13 protein-coding genes are annotated in these 16,971 nt (G+C 39.3%); 7 read left to right on the top strand and 6 right to left on the bottom strand.

Annotation, left to right across the window (positions count from 1 at the left end; genetic code table 11):
- The first annotated feature begins 270 nt into the window (after positions 1-270).
- Positions 271-1,821, top strand: coding sequence for a trypsin-like peptidase domain-containing protein (locus OQ268_RS16310; protein ID WP_265857696.1), 1,551 nt, complete (start codon positions 271-273; stop codon positions 1,819-1,821).
- A gap of 57 nt (positions 1,822-1,878) precedes the next feature.
- On the opposite strand, the gene OQ268_RS17900 is transcribed toward OQ268_RS16310, so the two are convergent.
- Together OQ268_RS17900 and OQ268_RS16300 are read right to left on the bottom strand one after the other, a co-directional pair.
- Positions 1,879-2,172 (bottom strand): four-helix bundle copper-binding protein, encoded by a 294-nt coding sequence (locus OQ268_RS17900; protein WP_265857754.1) that lies wholly within the window; start codon positions 2,170-2,172, stop codon positions 1,879-1,881.
- Between the two features lie 183 nt (positions 2,173-2,355).
- Complete coding sequence (locus OQ268_RS16300) at positions 2,356-3,645, bottom strand: aminopeptidase P family protein (protein ID WP_265857695.1); 1,290 nt, start codon at positions 3,643-3,645, stop codon at positions 2,356-2,358.
- A gap of 173 nt (positions 3,646-3,818) precedes the next feature.
- Here OQ268_RS16300 and OQ268_RS16295 point away from each other — a divergent pair, with 173 nt between their 5' ends.
- The 6 genes from OQ268_RS16295 (at position 3,819) to OQ268_RS16275 (ending at position 10,171) form a co-directional block, all read left to right on the top strand.
- On the top strand, positions 3,819-5,162 hold the full coding sequence (locus OQ268_RS16295) for an OmpA family protein (RefSeq protein WP_265857694.1): 1,344 nt from the start codon (positions 3,819-3,821) through the stop codon (positions 5,160-5,162).
- Between the two features lie 95 nt (positions 5,163-5,257).
- A complete protein-coding gene (locus OQ268_RS17895) occupies positions 5,258-5,395 on the top strand; it encodes a DUF6728 family protein (protein WP_323670599.1) in 138 nt (45 codons plus the stop codon).
- A gap of 11 nt (positions 5,396-5,406) precedes the next feature.
- Complete coding sequence (locus OQ268_RS16290) at positions 5,407-5,787, top strand: RidA family protein (protein WP_265857692.1); 381 nt, start codon at positions 5,407-5,409, stop codon at positions 5,785-5,787.
- A 2-nt stretch (positions 5,788-5,789) separates the two neighbouring features.
- Positions 5,790-6,692: an EamA family transporter gene (locus OQ268_RS16285; protein ID WP_265857690.1), complete on the top strand. Its 903-nt coding sequence runs from the start codon at positions 5,790-5,792 to the stop codon at positions 6,690-6,692.
- A 3-nt stretch (positions 6,693-6,695) separates the two neighbouring features.
- The gene (recG, locus tag OQ268_RS16280; protein ID WP_265857689.1) at positions 6,696-8,801 is read left to right on the top strand and encodes an ATP-dependent DNA helicase RecG; all 2,106 of its coding nucleotides are present in this window, start codon (positions 6,696-6,698) and stop codon (positions 8,799-8,801) included.
- Positions 8,802-8,887: 86 nt separating this feature from the next.
- Positions 8,888-10,171, top strand: coding sequence for an MFS transporter (locus tag OQ268_RS16275; RefSeq protein ID WP_265857687.1), 1,284 nt, complete (start codon positions 8,888-8,890; stop codon positions 10,169-10,171).
- A gap of 78 nt (positions 10,172-10,249) precedes the next feature.
- Here OQ268_RS16275 and OQ268_RS16270 read toward each other — a convergent pair whose 3' ends face one another.
- From OQ268_RS16270 to OQ268_RS16255, 4 genes are all read right to left on the bottom strand, one after another.
- Positions 10,250-10,459 (bottom strand): PLDc N-terminal domain-containing protein, encoded by a 210-nt coding sequence (locus tag OQ268_RS16270; RefSeq protein WP_265857685.1) that lies wholly within the window; start codon positions 10,457-10,459, stop codon positions 10,250-10,252.
- A gap of 20 nt (positions 10,460-10,479) precedes the next feature.
- Positions 10,480-12,231 (bottom strand): ABC transporter ATP-binding protein, encoded by a 1,752-nt coding sequence (locus OQ268_RS16265; protein ID WP_265857684.1) that lies wholly within the window; start codon positions 12,229-12,231, stop codon positions 10,480-10,482.
- A gap of 105 nt (positions 12,232-12,336) precedes the next feature.
- Entirely contained in the window at positions 12,337-15,495 is a 3,159-nt protein-coding gene (locus OQ268_RS16260) for a TonB-dependent receptor (RefSeq protein WP_265857683.1), read from the bottom strand.
- Between the two features lie 164 nt (positions 15,496-15,659).
- Positions 15,660-16,970, bottom strand: a complete 1,311-nt coding sequence (locus OQ268_RS16255; RefSeq protein ID WP_265857681.1) for an amidohydrolase family protein — start codon at positions 16,968-16,970, stop codon at positions 15,660-15,662.
- Position 16,971: the final 1 nt, after the last annotated feature.

Raw genomic sequence — 16,971 nt, 5'->3', positions numbered from 1 at the left:
AAACGTCCGATGTTATTTCATTTAACATTTTTTAACAAGGATGTAGATGCTTTAGTTATGCAAATATCGTTGATATGGTATTAATTTTGACTAAAATTACAAAAGAATATTTAAGCAGAAAAAACTGCTGGAGCGTTCTGCTTAAAACAAAGGAATATGATGCTCTTGCAAATTTATATTTAAACAGACACGAAAGATTATAGTAACCCAAACAATTCGCTAGCAAACGGGCTTATAATTAATCGGGTATTTAAAACAATATTTAAACACATGAAAAAAATATTAGGAATTACCATGTTAGCTGCTTTTATAGGTGGAGCAGCTGCAATTGGAGGTTACAAACTATTTGAGCGTAACCAAGTAGGCAGTACTATTTCTGAAAAACAGGATTTGTATTTTGCGAATAATCCACTTAAGATTTCATCTGCAGGTACAGCAGATTTTACACAAGCAGCAGCAGCAGTGGCGCCCGGTGTTGTTCACATTAAAACTACATACGCATCTTCTGGTGGTAGCAGTAAAGGTTCTTCGCCATTCGATATGTTTGATGACTTTTTTGGAGGCGGTGGTCGCCAAATGCAACGCCAGCCAAGAGCAGCGTCTGGTTCTGGAGTAATCATTAGTCAGGATGGGTACATTGTAACCAATAACCACGTGGTAGAAAACGCCGAAAAAGTGGAAGTGGTATTAACAGACAGACGCAAGGTAGAAGCCAAAGTGATTGGTAGAGACCCAAATACTGATTTAGCGCTTATTAAAGTTAATGCTACCAATTTGCCAGTAGTAAAGTTGGGTAATTCTGATAATGTGCAGGTTGGTGAGTGGGTTTTGGCAGTAGGTTTTCCTTTGGATTTGCAAACTACGGTAACAGCTGGTATTGTGAGTGCGAAAAATAGGAGTATTGGAATCATTGGCAGAGAACAGCAAGGCAACGAAATTACCGAAGAGGAATACAGAGAGTACCAACGTACAGGAAAAAGACCTCAGGCACCAGCTAATACAAGTATCGAATCATTTATACAGACAGATGCAGCTATTAACCCAGGAAATAGTGGGGGTGCTTTGGTAAATGCAAATGGGGAATTGGTAGGGATTAATTCAGCAATTGCATCGCAAAGTGGCTACAACCAAGGTTATGGTTTTGCAATACCTGTTAACTTAGCACGTAAAATTGTAGACGATTTTATGAAATATGGCGCCGTGAAAAGAGGATATATTGGAGTTAACTTCTTCCCTTTAAGTGGTGAGGATAAACCAGAAGGAATCCAAACATCAGAGGTAAGCGGTTTATACGTGAGTGATGTTGTTGCAGGTGGCGGTGCTGCTGCTGCAGGGATACAAAAAGGAGATATTATTAAAAAGGTTGATGGGAACGTGATTAACGATTCGCCAGATTTACAAGAAAGAATTGGTAGACTAAATCCTGGAGATAAGGTTAAGTTGAGTATTTTAAGAGCAGGAGCTTTAAAAGATGTAACTGTAACACTTAAGGGAGAAGCTAGCGTGGGTTTAACCGCTAATAACACTACAGCAAAAAGCGTTGAAGTTTCTAAATTAGGTGCAACCTTTGCACCAGCATCTCCAGCTCAAAAAACTAAGCTGGGTATTAATAGCGGAGTTGTGGTGACTTCTGTGACCACCGGAAAGGCGTTTGACAATATTGGTGTTGAGAAAGGACTAATTATCACTAAAATTAATGGACAACCTGTTAGTAGTGTAGCAGATGTTCAGAAAGCACTACCTCAAACCAGGAATGGCATGATTTACATGTCGGGAGTGAGCGAGCAAGGAACGTTTAATTTCAGTTTTCCAGCGCAGTAGATAAAGCAATTATTTAATATCAAAAGGGTTACAATTTTTATTGTAACCCTTTTGATTTTAGTTTTGGTCGATTGGCTCGTGTTCGCTGTGACAAGCATCTGCGCAAGTGATACAAGCGCTGGCGCATTGCTTGCAGTGTTCGTGCTGGTGCTGGCTACACTCTTCCGCACAAAGCCTGCAAATTTCTTCGCAAAGCAATAAAAATTGCTTTCCAATTGCCGAATCCCTTTCCAATAATCTAGCGGCCAATAGGCAAAGGTCAGCACAGTCCCTATCAAGCCTTATGCAGTTTGCCATCATGTTTACATCGTCTTCCTTTAAACATGAAGTGGCGCAGTGCTCGCACGCCATAGCGCAATTTAGCAGCGTTTGGATTAATGATTGATAATTTCGCTTTTCCATAAGGTTGGTTATTTAGTTAACAATAGTGATAGCGTTTTTTAAATCAACCAATTAAAACATGAACAGTTTCACAAAAAATGAGATAAAAAAAAGCCCTCTCTATGGAAAGGGCCTACATTATTCTAAAATATTTTATGTATTCATAAAATCTTCTATTTCATCTACCTCCAGTGGTATATCTGCCATTAAATCGATGTTGCCAGTTGAAGTGATCAAAATGTTATTTTCCAAACGGATTCCCAAACCTTCTTCAGGAATATAAATTCCCGGCTCTACCGTTAGAATATTTCCTGCTTCGAAAGGAGTATATCTGCCTGCGAAATCATGTACATCGATCCCTAAATGATGAGAAGTGCCATGCATAAAGTATTTTTTATATGCAGGGTATTGCTCATTCTGGTTTTGTACATCTTTGGTAGAAATTAAACCTAGGTTCACAAGTTGTTCGGTCATGATTTCGCCCACCTGCTCATGGTAGGTATTCCAGATGGTTCCGCTAACCAATAACTTGGTAGCTTCTTTCATTACTTTTAACACAGCATTATACACATCTTTTTGTCTTGATGTGAAGCGACCACTTACGGGAATTGATCTCGACATGTCTGCATTATAGTTGGCATATTCTGCACCGAAATCGAACAGTATAACATCACCTGCCTGGCAGGTTTGGTTATTGTCATTATAATGCAGGATATTGGCGTTATGTCCTGATGCAATAATTGGCGTATAGGCATGGCCAGTTCCACCCTGACGAATGAATTCATGAATAATTTCGGCCTCAATTTCGTATTCTTTAACGCCAGGTTTTGTAAATTTAAGCACTCTCTTAAAAGCATCATTCGTTATTGAGCAGGCTTTTTGGGTAAGTTCTACCTCAATGTCAGATTTTACGGCCCTTAAACCACGCATTATTGGGGCAGAACGTTCATAGTGGTGCAACGGATATTTACTACGCATTTGATCTATGAAGCGAATATCGGAATAAGGCACAGTGTGTGCATATCTATCATTTTCGTTCGTGTTTAGGTAGATGAAATCTGCGTAATGAACTATGCTGTGTAAAATGTTATCAAAATCTTCTAACCAAAAGATGCTGGTAATGCCAGATGTGCCTTTAGCTTGCTCCTTGGTGTATTTATATCCCTCCCAAACTTTTATATAATCATTGGTCTGTCTTAAAAATAGGACTTCCCTGTACAGGGGATTAGGACAATCAGGATATAGCAATAAGATCGTTTTTTCTTGATCGATACCAGTTAAATAAAATAAGTCGGGGTTTTGCTTAAAAATAAAGTTTTGATCGCCACTTCTAGGAAACTCATCGTTGGCATTAAATATAGCTAACGAATTGCGCTTTAGCATTTTGCTGAAGTTTTTTCTGTTTAAGATGAAAAGTGACTGATCAATTTGAGGGTATTTCATATTAATTGTATTTTATACGAGGGAATGGCCAAATGTAAGAAAATGATTAATTGTATAGAAGTTTGGAACGGAGTTTGTATAAAAGTTTGAAAATTTAAATTTTTGTTTAATTTTGCGATTACTAAAAAATTAATCAATTAAAATTGTTTAACCCTTAAAAAAGAAAAAAAATTATGAATTATTCTACTTTAAAGAAAAGTGTTGCGCTTTCTTTAGTGGCATTAACAGGAGTTGCTACTCTTGCTGTCGCTCAAGACGCTCCTGCAACTACTTCTTCAACCAAGGTATTTGGTGGAAGAGGACAGTACAGAACTTGGTCAATTGGTGTTAACGGTGGTGTTCTAGCTCCGGTTGTTGCTATTGGCGGTTCTAACGACTTCAACAAATGGGATGTTAACTTAGGTTACGGTTTAAACATCCGTAAACAATTAGGTCACTCATTTGCATTGGAATTAGCTGGTGTACGTGGTAAAATTTCTGGATCTAACGAAGGTATTACAAGTACTGTTAGAGATTTCGAAACTGAATTACAATATGCAGTAGATTTACGCGGTGTTGTTAACGTTGGTTCTATCGATTTCTTACGTCGTGAGAATGCTGTTGGTTTCTTCTTAACTGCTGGTGCTGGTTATTTAGCTTATGCTCCAAAAGTTACAATGACTAACGGAACTGTAATCGACTGGAAAGGTAAAGCAATTGGTCCGATTGATGATAGACACGAAGCTAAAGATTATATCAAAGGTTTCTATATCCCAGTTGGTGCTGGTGTTAAATTCAAAGTTTCTGAGCGTGTTAACTTTAACTTAGGTTACACTATGAACTTTGTTGATGCTGATAACTTTGATGGTGTTTATGCAAAAGGTACTACTAAAGATAAATTCTCTTACGGTTATGCTGGTTTAGAGTTCTCTTTAGGTTCTTCTGCAAAACCAAGCTTAGAGTGGTCTAACCCATTAGCTACAATGTATGATGAGTTAAAAGATCCAACTTTACGTCAAGAAGTTGAAGCTTTAAAAAATCGTGTATCTAACGTAGAGAAATCTGTTGAAGATTTGAAAAAAGATACTGATGGTGACGGTGTTGCTGATCAATTCGACAAATGCCCAGGTACTCCTGCTGGTACAGCTGTTGATGGTTCTGGTTGTCCACTTCCTAAAATGGAAACAGCTCCAGCTATGGGTACTGACATGACAGGTTTCGAGAAAATCGGTTTTGACTTCAACTCATCAGTATTAAAAACTGAATCTTATCCAACTTTAGATAAATTATCTTCAGTGTTACGTGAAAACGGTGGTAAAGTAACTGTAAACGGTTATGCTTCTAGCGAAGGTACTGCTGCATATAACATGAAATTATCTAAAGACAGAGCTAACTCTGTTAAAACTTACTTAGTAAACTCTGGCGTTAACGCTAGTCAAGTTGCTACTAAAGGTAATGGTGAAGCAAATCCAATCGCTTCTAACGATACTGAAGAAGGTCGTATCCAAAACCGTCGTGTTGAAACTGCTAGAAACTAGTATTTCAATATAAAATATAAAGGGTCTCGATGCAAATCGAGACTTTTTTTTTGCTCCTTATTTCCATTGTTGCGCTTTTTAGCTAAGTTTGTATCATGTACTTCTTCCGTAGAAAAGATCCAAATAGGCCAAGTAATATCAACTTAAAAATTATGCATTTTATTAATGCATTAGCCATAACTATTTTTCTAGCCGGAATTATATATAAGGTCATCCAATGGTTGGCTAAATAATCAGATCTATTATGAAAAAAATTATTACAACAACCAATGCGCCTGCACCAATCGGGCCATATAGCCAGGCTGTGCAAGCTGGGAATTTCTTATTCGTATCTGGCCAGGTAGCTATTAACCCAGAAAGTGGCGAATTGAACATTGGAAATATAGAAGAAGAAACACACCAGGTAATGCGCAATTTAAAAGCTGTATTGCTAGAGGCTGGATTAAGTTTTGACAATGTAGTAAAGTCTACCATCTTTTTGAGCGATATGGGTACTTTCGCTCAGGTAAATGAGATTTACGGACAGTATTTTACAGCTGAATTTCCAGCTCGAGAGACTGTTCAGGTTTCGGTACTCCCAAAAAATGTTAATGTAGAAATTTCGGTTATTGCCATTGTAGCATAATTTTGGCAGCCAGTAAAAGCAGGTATTTCCTAGCGGGCATTATTCCGTATATTATTTGGGGAACAATGTCTATCCCATTACGAAACATTAAAGGCTTTCCTCCTCAAGAAATTCTCTATTACCGGATATTTATTTCCATTATAATGGTATGGGCTACCATTCTGCTTTTTAGAAGATCTGCTTTCCGTAATGATGTAGATTTTTTTAAAGCGCTTTCCAAGCCAGAGCGTACGAAATTACTATTATTGACTATCCTGGCAGCTTTCCTTATTACTGGCAATTGGTTTACCTATATTTATGCCGTTAATAGTGTAAGTTTAAAAGCTGCGGCATTTGCTTATATGGTTTGCCCTTTACTTACCGCCCTATGCGGATTTATCATCTTAAAAGAATCGCTGACAAGATATAAGGTAACTGCACTTTGTATTGCATTAATCAGCATAATTTGGTTGGCCACCGGATCATTACACGAAGTTTTATGGGCCATCTTAATCGCTTCATTTTATGCTGTGTATGTTATTGTACTCAAAGTAATTAAGGGAGTAGATAAATTTAACTTCCTTGGGGTGCAGTTAATCCTGTCTGGCATATTAATGTTACCTTTGTATTTCATCAACGCGAAACCATTTCCAATGGATGGTGTGTTTTGGACTCATATTTTTCTAATTGCTATCTTCTTCACCATCATTCCACTTTTTCTAAATGCTTATGCTTTGCTGGGGATGCCGTCTTCAGCACTTGGCATCTTAATCTATTTAAATCCGATTGTGGCGTTTGCAGTTGCCTTTTTTTACTTTGGCGAAGTGATAGATATGCACCAACTTTTTGCTTATTTGCTTTTGCTATTGTCGATCGTTATTTTTAATGTACAATTGCTAAAACGTGTTGTTTACAAAAAAGCATAAATTTTGTATAATTCGATATTAAATACACCTATTGAGTTTATAAAGGGCGTAGGGCCAAGTCGTGCAGATGTTTTGAAAAAAGACCTGGGGTTGTTCACTTTTCAGGATATGCTCACTTACTATCCTTTCAGGTATATCGACCGAACAAAATACTTTAAAATAAACCAGATTGGCTTAGAGTCTTCCTATATTCAGATTATAGGCCGGGTTGTTAGTAAACAAGTTGTTGGCGATAAGCGGGCGAAAAGAATCGTTGTCGTATTTAAAGACGAAACCGGGCAAATGGAATTGGTTTGGTTTCAATCTTTGAAATGGGTTGATGATCATATTACTATTGGAACAGCCTACGTTGCTTTTGGTAAGCCTAGTTTATTTAATGGCACTTTTAGCATTTCTCATCCAGAAATGGAATTGTATCAAAACAGACCAGTTGGTAGAGGGAATTTAACCTTACAGCCGGTTTATAATTCAACAGAGAAGCTTAAAAAATTTACTTTAGATTCTAAGGGTATCCAGCGATTAATTGCGGGTTTGCTAGACCAGGTAGTTGCACAGGTTGAAGAAAATTTGCCGCCCTATATTTTGGATAAGTATCAGCTGCCAGGTCGCAGGTTGGCTTTACTCAACATCCACTTTCCTAAAAACCAAAAAGATTTAAATGCTGCGCAAAGAAGGTTAAAATTTGAGGAATTGTTTTTCCTTCAACTGCAAATGCTTCATAACAAACAATTGCGGCAATTGAAGTTTAAAGGAATGATTTTCGACAAAGTTGGCGAGAAAGTTAACCGCTTCTATAAGGAGTTTTTACCTTTTGAACTTACTAATGCCCAAAAACGTGTGGTTAAAGAGATTCGATTAGACACGCAACGTGGTATACAAATGAATAGACTGGTACAGGGTGATGTGGGTAGCGGTAAAACTGCCGTAGCGTTGATGAGCATGCTTTTGGCCAATGATAACGGCTGCCAGGCTTGTATGATGGCGCCAACCGAAATTTTAGCAAGACAACACTATGCCTCGATAACAGAATTGGTTAATGATGATTTGGTTAAAGTGGCCATCCTTACCGGAAGTACCAAAAAGAAAGACCGAACTGTTTTGCACGAACAATTAGAGAATGGACAGATTGACATCTTAATCGGCACGCATGCACTTATTGAAGATAAAGTGAAGTTTAAGAACCTTGGCTTAGTGGTTATAGATGAACAACATCGCTTCGGCGTAGAACAAAGGGCAAAACTATGGCGTAAAAATGTTATTCCGCCACATATCTTGGTGATGACTGCTACCCCAATTCCGCGAACGCTGGCTATGACATTGTATGGAGATTTGGATGTTTCTATGATTGACGAGTTGCCTGCCGGAAGAAAACCCATAGAAACACGTCACTTATACGAAGGCCAACGGCTAAGGATGTTCGGATTTATGAAGCAGGAGATTGCTAAAGGAAGGCAGGTTTATATTGTTTATCCGCTTATTAAAGAAAGCGAAAAACTAGATCTTCTGCATTTGGAAGCAGGAGTAGAACAACTAAGCTACCAGTTTCCCCGGCCTGATTACCAGATTAGCATTGTTCACGGTCAAATGCCCAATGCTGATAAGCAATTTGAAATGCAGCAATTCATCGATGGCAAAAGTCAGATCATGGTGGCTACCACGGTGATCGAGGTAGGTGTAAACGTTCCCAATGCATCGGTTATGGTAATCGAAAATTCTGAACGATTTGGTCTGTCTCAGCTTCATCAGCTGCGTGGACGTGTAGGTAGGGGCGCTGAACAATCCTTCTGCATTTTAATGAGCGGAAACAAACTAAGCAAAGAAGGCAAAGTGCGCCTGGAAACCATGGTAAGAACAAACAATGGTTTTGAAATCTCGGAAATCGACTTACAACTTCGTGGACCAGGCGATATCTCGGGAACGCAGCAAAGTGGGGTGCTTGATTTGAAATTGGCAGACCTGGCAACTGACCAAATTATTTTGTCGGAGGCCCGTAACACCGTAATTGAAATTTTTGAGTCTGATCCCCAATTGGAAAAACCAGAACATGCCGTTTTAAAGGCGCATTTGCAAAAATTAGCTCGTGGAATTTCTTTAGATAAAATCTCATAATATCATTTATGCGTAAGGTTTATCGTGGTTCGCCAAAATCGACAGTATAAATTCTTTTCTAAGCCTTAGTTTTGCGAAAAAAACTTGTGTCAGCTTCATCATCAAACCACTTAAGCGGAAACGCCGATCCACTAGCAGCTTTACGTTTTAAAGAATTCCGCTCTTTTTTAGGAATGCGCTTTTTCTTTACCCTCGCCTATCAGATGCAGGCTGTAGTAATAGGATATCATATCTACGATCTTACACATGACGCATTAAAACTAGGCTTAGTTGGCTTATGTGAGGCCATTCCGGCCATCGGAATAGCATTGTACGGAGGCTATATTGCTGATAAGAGTGAAAAGCGAGGGCTGTTGATCAAAATATTTTCAGGAGTTTGGTTGGCTTCTGTAATCATGCTGATTATCACCAGCAAATATTTACACTTAAAGGAAGATCTGATTGTTTTATTAATGTATGGTTTGGTATTTTGTATCGGCTTAGCCAGGGGGTTTTTCGGTCCGGCAACCTTTTCACTAATGGCGAAGCTTATACCTAAATCACTATACCCAAATGCCAGTACCTGGAGTAGCAGCAGCTGGCAATTGGCCACTATTATTGGCCCGCTGGTAGGGGGTATAGTAAACTGGCGTTATGGCATAACAGCTGCGTATGCGGTGATTGTTTGTTTGCTTACTGTGTCATTGTTGTGCATCCTCACACTTAAAAAGCACCCTTCAACTTTTATCCCAAAGGAAAATATTTTTTATAGTTTGAAGGAAGGAATAAATTTCGTTTTTAAAACGAAAATGATGGTTTGGGCAATGAGCCTGGATTTGTTTTCAGTGTTTTTTGGCGGCGCCGTAGCGCTTTTGCCCATTTTTGCTAAAGACGTCTTTCACCTGGGATCTTTTGGTTTGGGGATGATGCGTGGTGCAGCATCTTTTGGAGCTGTTTTAACCATGTTACTGATGACTCTTTTTTCGCCAATGGGTAAGCCGTGGCGCAACTTGCTAATAGCGGTAACCGGTTTCGGATTAAGTATAATCTGCTATGGCCTATCTAAAAACTTTTACCTAACCTTATTCTTTTTGTTTTTAGAGGGATCATTCGATAGTGTGAGTGTAGTCATAAGACAAACCATTATGCAACTGCTTACACCAGATGAAATGCGTGGACGAGTTTCGGCAGTAAATAGCATGTTTATTGGTTCCTCTAACGAGATTGGAGAATTCGAATCTGGGTTAACAGCAAAATATATGCGTTTAGTTCCTGCGGTGGTTTTTGGGGGGAGCATGACCATCGGAATTGCTTTTATCACTTGGATGAAAACCAAATCATTAACCAAACTCAGCTTGCAGGATATTAACGAACAGGCTGTAAAACTTTGATAACAATACGCTATTTAACGCCTGGCAATATTGCTAGCCCCTCGAAACAAACAGTTCTGTTAGAGTAGCAGTTATGCCTTAAAAATTTCTGTTCTTCCCCCAGAAAAGGTAAATAATAGAACCCAGGAAGGGTGCCATTAAGATAATAATAAACCAGAGCAGCTTCACCAAAAAACTCATCGAGGTACTCCGGGAAAGATGGTATAGCGCTGTTAAAATAAGGGCAAGCCAGAGCACTCCTGCAATGATGATTACAATACCAATTTGATTACTATCTATCTGTGCCATTAACATAAATATGAAGTTTATTAAACCTCAACAATCCTTTCGCCAATTTGTTGGCGCCACATGGCTTGGTATAGGCCATTTTGTGCGATAAGGGCTTCATGTTTACCTTGCTCTATAATCTGCCCCTTTTCTAATACGTAGATAACATCGGCATGTTTTATAGTCGATAAACGGTGTGCGATTAAAATAGTAATATGATCCGTCAAGTCAGAAACATTCCTGATGGTGTTTGTAATTTCTTCCTCTGTAATGGAATCTAGAGAGGATGTAGCCTCATCAAACACTAGAATATCTGGTTGGCGAAGTAGAGCTCTTGCAATAGATAGGCGTTGTTTCTCTCCGCCAGATACCTTTACACCGCCCTCGCCAATCAGAGAATCTAAGCCCTTTTCGGCTCGGGCCAAAAGTGTTTGGCAAGCGGCCTGGTTAAGTACTTTGAAACATTCTTCATCTGTAGCCGCTGGATTCACGAATAATAGGTTTTCCCTTATTGTGCCAGAGAATAGCTGCGTATCTTGCGTTACGAAGCCAATTTTTTCTCTCAGCGCATCCAGATCAATATTATCGCTTGGCGTTCCATTGTATAAAATCTGGCCGTCTTTTGGTTGATATAATCCAACTAATAGCTTTACCAAGGTAGTTTTCCCCGACCCAGATGGGCCAACAAAAGCGATGGTTTGGCCATTAGATGTTTTAAATGAGATGTTTTCTAATGCGTTTCTGTTTGCGGTTTGGTGTTTGAAACCAACGGAATCAAAGGTTAAATCTTTAATTTTCTCTATGGAAACCGGATTAACGGGTTTTTGGTCAATTGGTTTGCTTAAGATTTTTCTGAAATTACCCAATGAAACTTCAGCCTCACGCCAAGCTAAAATTACGTTGCCAAGTTCTTGCAATGGTCCAAATAAGAAGAATGAGTAAAATAAGAATGTAAGATACTGGCCAGCAGATATTGTATTGTCAAAAATTAAGAGCAACAGCACCAATACCATCGTACTGCGTACTAAGTTTACGGTAGTGCCTTGTACAAAACTCATACTGCGAACATATTTCACCTTTTTAAGTTCAAGCCCTAATATTTTATACGTTGTTTTATTCAAACGGTCAATTTCCTGGTCGGCCAAGCCCAAACTCTTAACCAGTTCTATGTTTCTTAATGATTCTGTTGTTGAGCCAGCTAATGCCGTAGTTTCACCAACAATAGATCGTTGGATCGTTTTAATCTTTCTACTTAAAAACCAGCTAACGAAACTGATAATCGGAATGGCAGAGAAATAAACCAGCGTAACCTTATAGCTTACAGTAAAGGAATAAACAATTACAAAAACCATCCCGATTAGGCTTACAAACAAAATACTAATAAATGCGGTGATGAATTTTTCAGAGTCTAATCTAACTTTTTGTAAAATTCCCAAAGTTTCTCCGCTACGCTGGTCTTCAAATACCTGATAAGGTAATTTTAGGGAATGTTGCAATCCATCGGCATACATTTTGGCCCCAACTTTTTGCACAATTACACTGGTAAAATAATCCTGAAAGTTTTTGGCAATACGGGAAATCATTGCCGCCCCGATTGCTAATCCGATTAAACCAACAGATCCCCAAAGATATTCGGCATAAGTTAGGTTATCCTTTTTGTTGATGTAACGATCTAAAATTTTACCGGTAATGAGCGGGTCCATTAGAGAAAAACCAATATTTAAGCCTGCAAGCAATAATGCTAAGGCCACAATCCATTTGTGGCTCTTCAGGTAGTTTAATAATAATCCCATTAAAGTTTTGTAGTTTGTAAGTGCAAACATAAAAAAAGGGAATGGATAAAAATCCATTCCCTTTTTTTATGACTTTTTAGAAAGATACGCCGTATGTTTCTATGACTAAAACCCATATCTTAACCCAATCTGCATCTGCCATGGATTTCCAGACGGAGTTACCACGCCTGCATTATTTACCCGGTAAGTGTAGGCCCTGTTGGTGGCATCAAATGCAGTTACCGCATATAACGCCTGGTTACCCAGCGTCTCATTTACGCCCCATTTTTTGTTGAGCAAATTGCCTAGGTTAAACACATCGCCAGATAATTCGAAATTATGGTTTTTATAAAGTTTGAATTTTTTGCTAATCCTTAGGTCTACAATACCAAAGAAATCGTTTACCCCTCCATTTCTTTCTGCTATTTGGCCTGAATATTTCGTAATGTAGTTTTTTAAACTTTGGCTGGCCAATGGGTTATCTAGAATGGTCTGGATACCATTACGAATAGCTGCCGGAACGCTTTGATTGTTTCTATCAAACACATAAGCTAAATCGTTGGTGGCAACAAAGTCTCCATTGATATTGCCACCTGCAAGCAAGCTATACCGTGTGCCGCCAATACCCGAGTAGCGCACCCCAACAGTTATCCCATAGAATGTTGGTAGCGTTCCATAAATCACTACCTTGTTATGGAACTGGTTATCTGAATATGACATTTTGCTTAAATCCCTTGGATCATCTTTAACAGGAAGCGATAGCGTAGCAGAGTTAGCCACGTTTCCGTTAAAGGAAGTATTATCTTTTGAATCGTTATAGGTGAAGCTTGCCGTTATTTCGCCGTCTTTAAAATAGTTCCAGGTTGCATCAAGCACCACTGCAAACTGGTTTACCTTGCCCTGGCTATTCAATTCCAATACCCTCCCAAATTGGTTTGTCAACCTACCGCCTTTCCAATCAGCCACGCCGTTATTTGCCGTAATACTTGTAGTAGGTACGAAAACACCACGATTAGCTTCGTTTGGCAAGGTAAAAAACGGATTTGCAGCCATATTGCGATCTACGTACATGTAATTGTTCCGTCCGAAAGTTGCATACCCAGTTATACCTACTTTGAATTTATCTGTTATTAATTTACTATAGGATAGATTTGCTTTATATACCACAGGAATCTTCGCATCTTCTGCATATGTGTTAATGGTTGGCACCTGTTGCGATGCCAGATTTGGCGCCAGTACCGTTCCGTTTCTGTAGCCAATAAAATCTGGCGTTGGTACATTTGCACCAAAAACATCAACAGTAGCCAGATGCTTTCCATCGAAAGTAAGGTTGTTGATGGTAACATAGTTGTTTACATCCGATCCGAAAATCCCTGCCCCGAGGCGAACAAAATCGGTTCGGTTTTCATTGATGTCCCAGTCGAATTGGATCCTTGGCTGAATTAAAAATTGTTTCAACTCATGATCTGTTCTCACGCCAATTGCATCAAACAGTTGTTGGTTTAGAGGCGATTTTGGATATGAGCTGTAATCTAAACGTAAGCCGCCTATAAAATCTAAACCTTTGGCCAGCTTGGTCTGCATTTGTCCGTATATTGCTGTATTCCAAATAGCAGCTTTTACACTTGGATCGGAAATTAGTGGAACTTCACGATAGTAACGGTTTGGAACCAAGTTGTTGAAATTTTGCAAGGCAGTTGTAGTACCTGCACTAGTGTACTCAAAGCGACCGTTAACTTCACTACCATATAAAGATTTGGCATTGGTGTACTGTAAATCAATACCGAAAGTGTACTTAACTTTATCTGTATTGTAGTACAGATTATCTACCAGTTGCACAACATTATTCGTAAATCCCTCCTGACCAAAACGGTGCCCGCCAATTTGAATAGCCGTTGCAGCAGTGGAACCATCCGTTAAAGTAGATACAATATTATTTACAACTGCTCTTGGGATGGCACCTGTTAGCTGTTCATTTTGGGTGCTGGCTTGGTAAGTATATAAATGCTGAAGTTTTAACTCATTGGTGATTTTACTGGTGATGGTAGACCGCAATGTTGCCAATAAATTATTATCGACATTTTTATCATTTCCGTAACTTTCGAAAAAATTGATAGCGGTGTTGTCGGCCAAACCCAGTGGGTTTCTATCGTTAGTGTAGTTATCGCGAATCGTAAGTAAGTTACGATCGTTAATTTGCCAATCTAAACGAGCAAAGGCAGCATCAGAACCACGCTTTTTATCGAATGTACCATATTGTGGCGTGTTGCCCACACCATATTTAGTTCTGGCGATATCTACAAATTGTTGCAACGTATTATTGGTAATTCGGAACCTAGCTTCATCGGTAGCGCCATTTATATCAGCGATAATTAAAGGGCGTGCATCCCGCTGATGATCCCAGCCTACAAAATAATGTAATTTATCTTTAATGATGGGTCCGCCTAAAGTAAAGCCATATTGGTAAGTTGAGAAATCGTTATCCCTTTTTACACCTCTGATATCATAACGTGAAGCTAACCAGTCTGCCCTTCCATACATGAAAGCACTTCCGCTTAAAGTATTGGTTCCTGATTTCGTTACGGCACTTACAGTACCACCACCTGCTCTGCCGTAAGTAACATCGTATTGATTGGTGATTACTTTAAACTCTCTTACTGCCTCCATTGAAATTGAATACGGCGCACCGCTTCTGCTGGTTGTAGCGCCTGCTGAAGTTGGGTTTTTAGCACCCATTCCATCTATGGTATAATTGGTTGATGAGCCAAGCTGACCAGAAATTCCGCCTCCACGCGTAAGTGGCGATAAATCCATCAGGTTAGAGAAGTTTCTTCCATTTACAGGGAGTTGTGTCATGGTTTTAGCGGAAATCTCAGTCGAAGCGCCAAAGTTCTTAACTTTGTTTTTTAAACCTGAAGCTACCACTTGAACTGCTTCAAGGTTTTGTGAAGCCTCCTGCATAGTGATAGCAACCCTTACGGCATCGCCTTGATTCAGTATGTAGCCGGTTCGGTTTTGTTCGCCGAAACCTACATAAACTGCTGTTACCGTATAAGGCCCCCCAAGTGGGAGTTCTTTAAAAGTATATTCCCCTTGGGCATTTGTAGAAGTTCTGGTGGTAAACCCAGTTGCATTATTTTTAATTTGAACCGATACACCAGGAATAGGCTTCTTCTGTTGATCTGACACAATACCAGAGATAGAAGCCTGAGTAGTTTGTGCATGAGTGATATTAATGCTGCCATACACTAAGAGCATTATCGCAATAAGTAAATTTCTAATCATAATTGGTTTTGATTTTTATGACGCAAAATTCACTTTAGCATGTTAAGGGGATATAATTTTTACATGATGAAATGATTTAAAAAATGTAAAGAAATTGGTGTAGCCTAACTAAAAAAAGCGACCAATAAATTAATATTGATCGCTTTTGTTCAGGTTTTGCTTACTTACTTTTTATCCGCCTGGTACTTGTCGCTGAATTTTTTATCCAACTGTTTATGCAGGTTATCGAGATTGATATCCCTGCCTTGAATAAATGCTTGTTCAACTTTATTGGTTCTCATGTCTAAAGCGTCGCCTGCAGAGATGAAGAAAGTTGCATCTTTACCCACTTCTATACTGCCGGTAGTTTTATCAATGCCCATAACTTTCGCTGCGTTTAAGGTGATGGTTGATAGTGCTTTTTCCTTATCTAAACCCCAGGCAGTAACCGTACCTGCCATAAATGGAAGGTTACGCTGTTGCCAGTATCCGTCGATGCTTAGAACTACATTCAATCCAGCATTTGCTAAAACAGCGGCATTTTTGTAGGGCATGTTTACATCATCATCATTATTATTTGGCAATGCATGCGGCTGTTTAACCACCAAACTGATATTGTTTTCTTTCAAAAAGTCAACAACCAGGTAAGCCTCATCTGCTCCGGTTATAACAGGGGTAACGCCAAATTTCTTTGCGAAATTAACCGCCGCTACAATATCCTTTTGCGTTTCGGCAGCAATAAACAATTTCTCAGCTCCTGAAAACACTTTCTTCATCGCCTCGAAACGGGTGTTAATTACTTCAGGTTTATCTACTTCAGCATAAGCTTTTGCCTCTGCAAAAAAGGAAGTTAATTGCGCAATAGCAGCCTGGGTACGTTCAGCCAGCATTTCTGGCGAAACTTGTGCCCTGCCGAAACCTCCAAAGCCGCCACGAAAGCGGGGTGTTACTGGCCAGGTCATGTGCATAGCATCGTCAGTTTTAATGGCTGCATCTTCCCAATTCCAGGCGTCAAGTTGTACTACTGATGAACTTCCATGAATGGTTCCGCCTTGGGGTGTTGGCTGTGCCATTAAAATACCATTGCTACGTAGTGTGGCTGGCACCTTCGAATCGGTATTGTAAGCAACAAGAGCTCTGATGTGCGCATTGAAATCGCCAATTTCTTCGAAATCTAAGGTTGCCTTTACAGCCTCAATCTCCGTTAAACCTAAGGTGGTGGTTGCTGCAATTAAACCTGGATAAATGTGTTTTCCATTAGCAGCAATGCGCTGTACATCGTCTTGCGGCACCTGGCCATTTGCCATTACAGAAATAATCTTGCCATTGCCAAACAAAATGGTTCCATTTTCGATAACGGTTCCATTACCAACATGTACCGTTGCACCTGTAATAGCAATAGTTCTGCTTTGTTTCTTTGCTGGCGAAATGTTTGCTTGCGCAAAACAAATCAGGCTTGTTGCCGAAAAAGCCAGACTCATTAAATACTGTTTCATC

Origin of the sequence: Pedobacter sandarakinus, from assembly GCF_026240095.1 — a bacterium.
Taxonomy (GTDB): domain Bacteria; phylum Bacteroidota; class Bacteroidia; order Sphingobacteriales; family Sphingobacteriaceae; genus Pedobacter; species Pedobacter sandarakinus.
The sequence above is the reverse complement of the archived record's forward strand: the minus strand, read 5'-3'. Positions and strand labels throughout refer to the sequence as shown.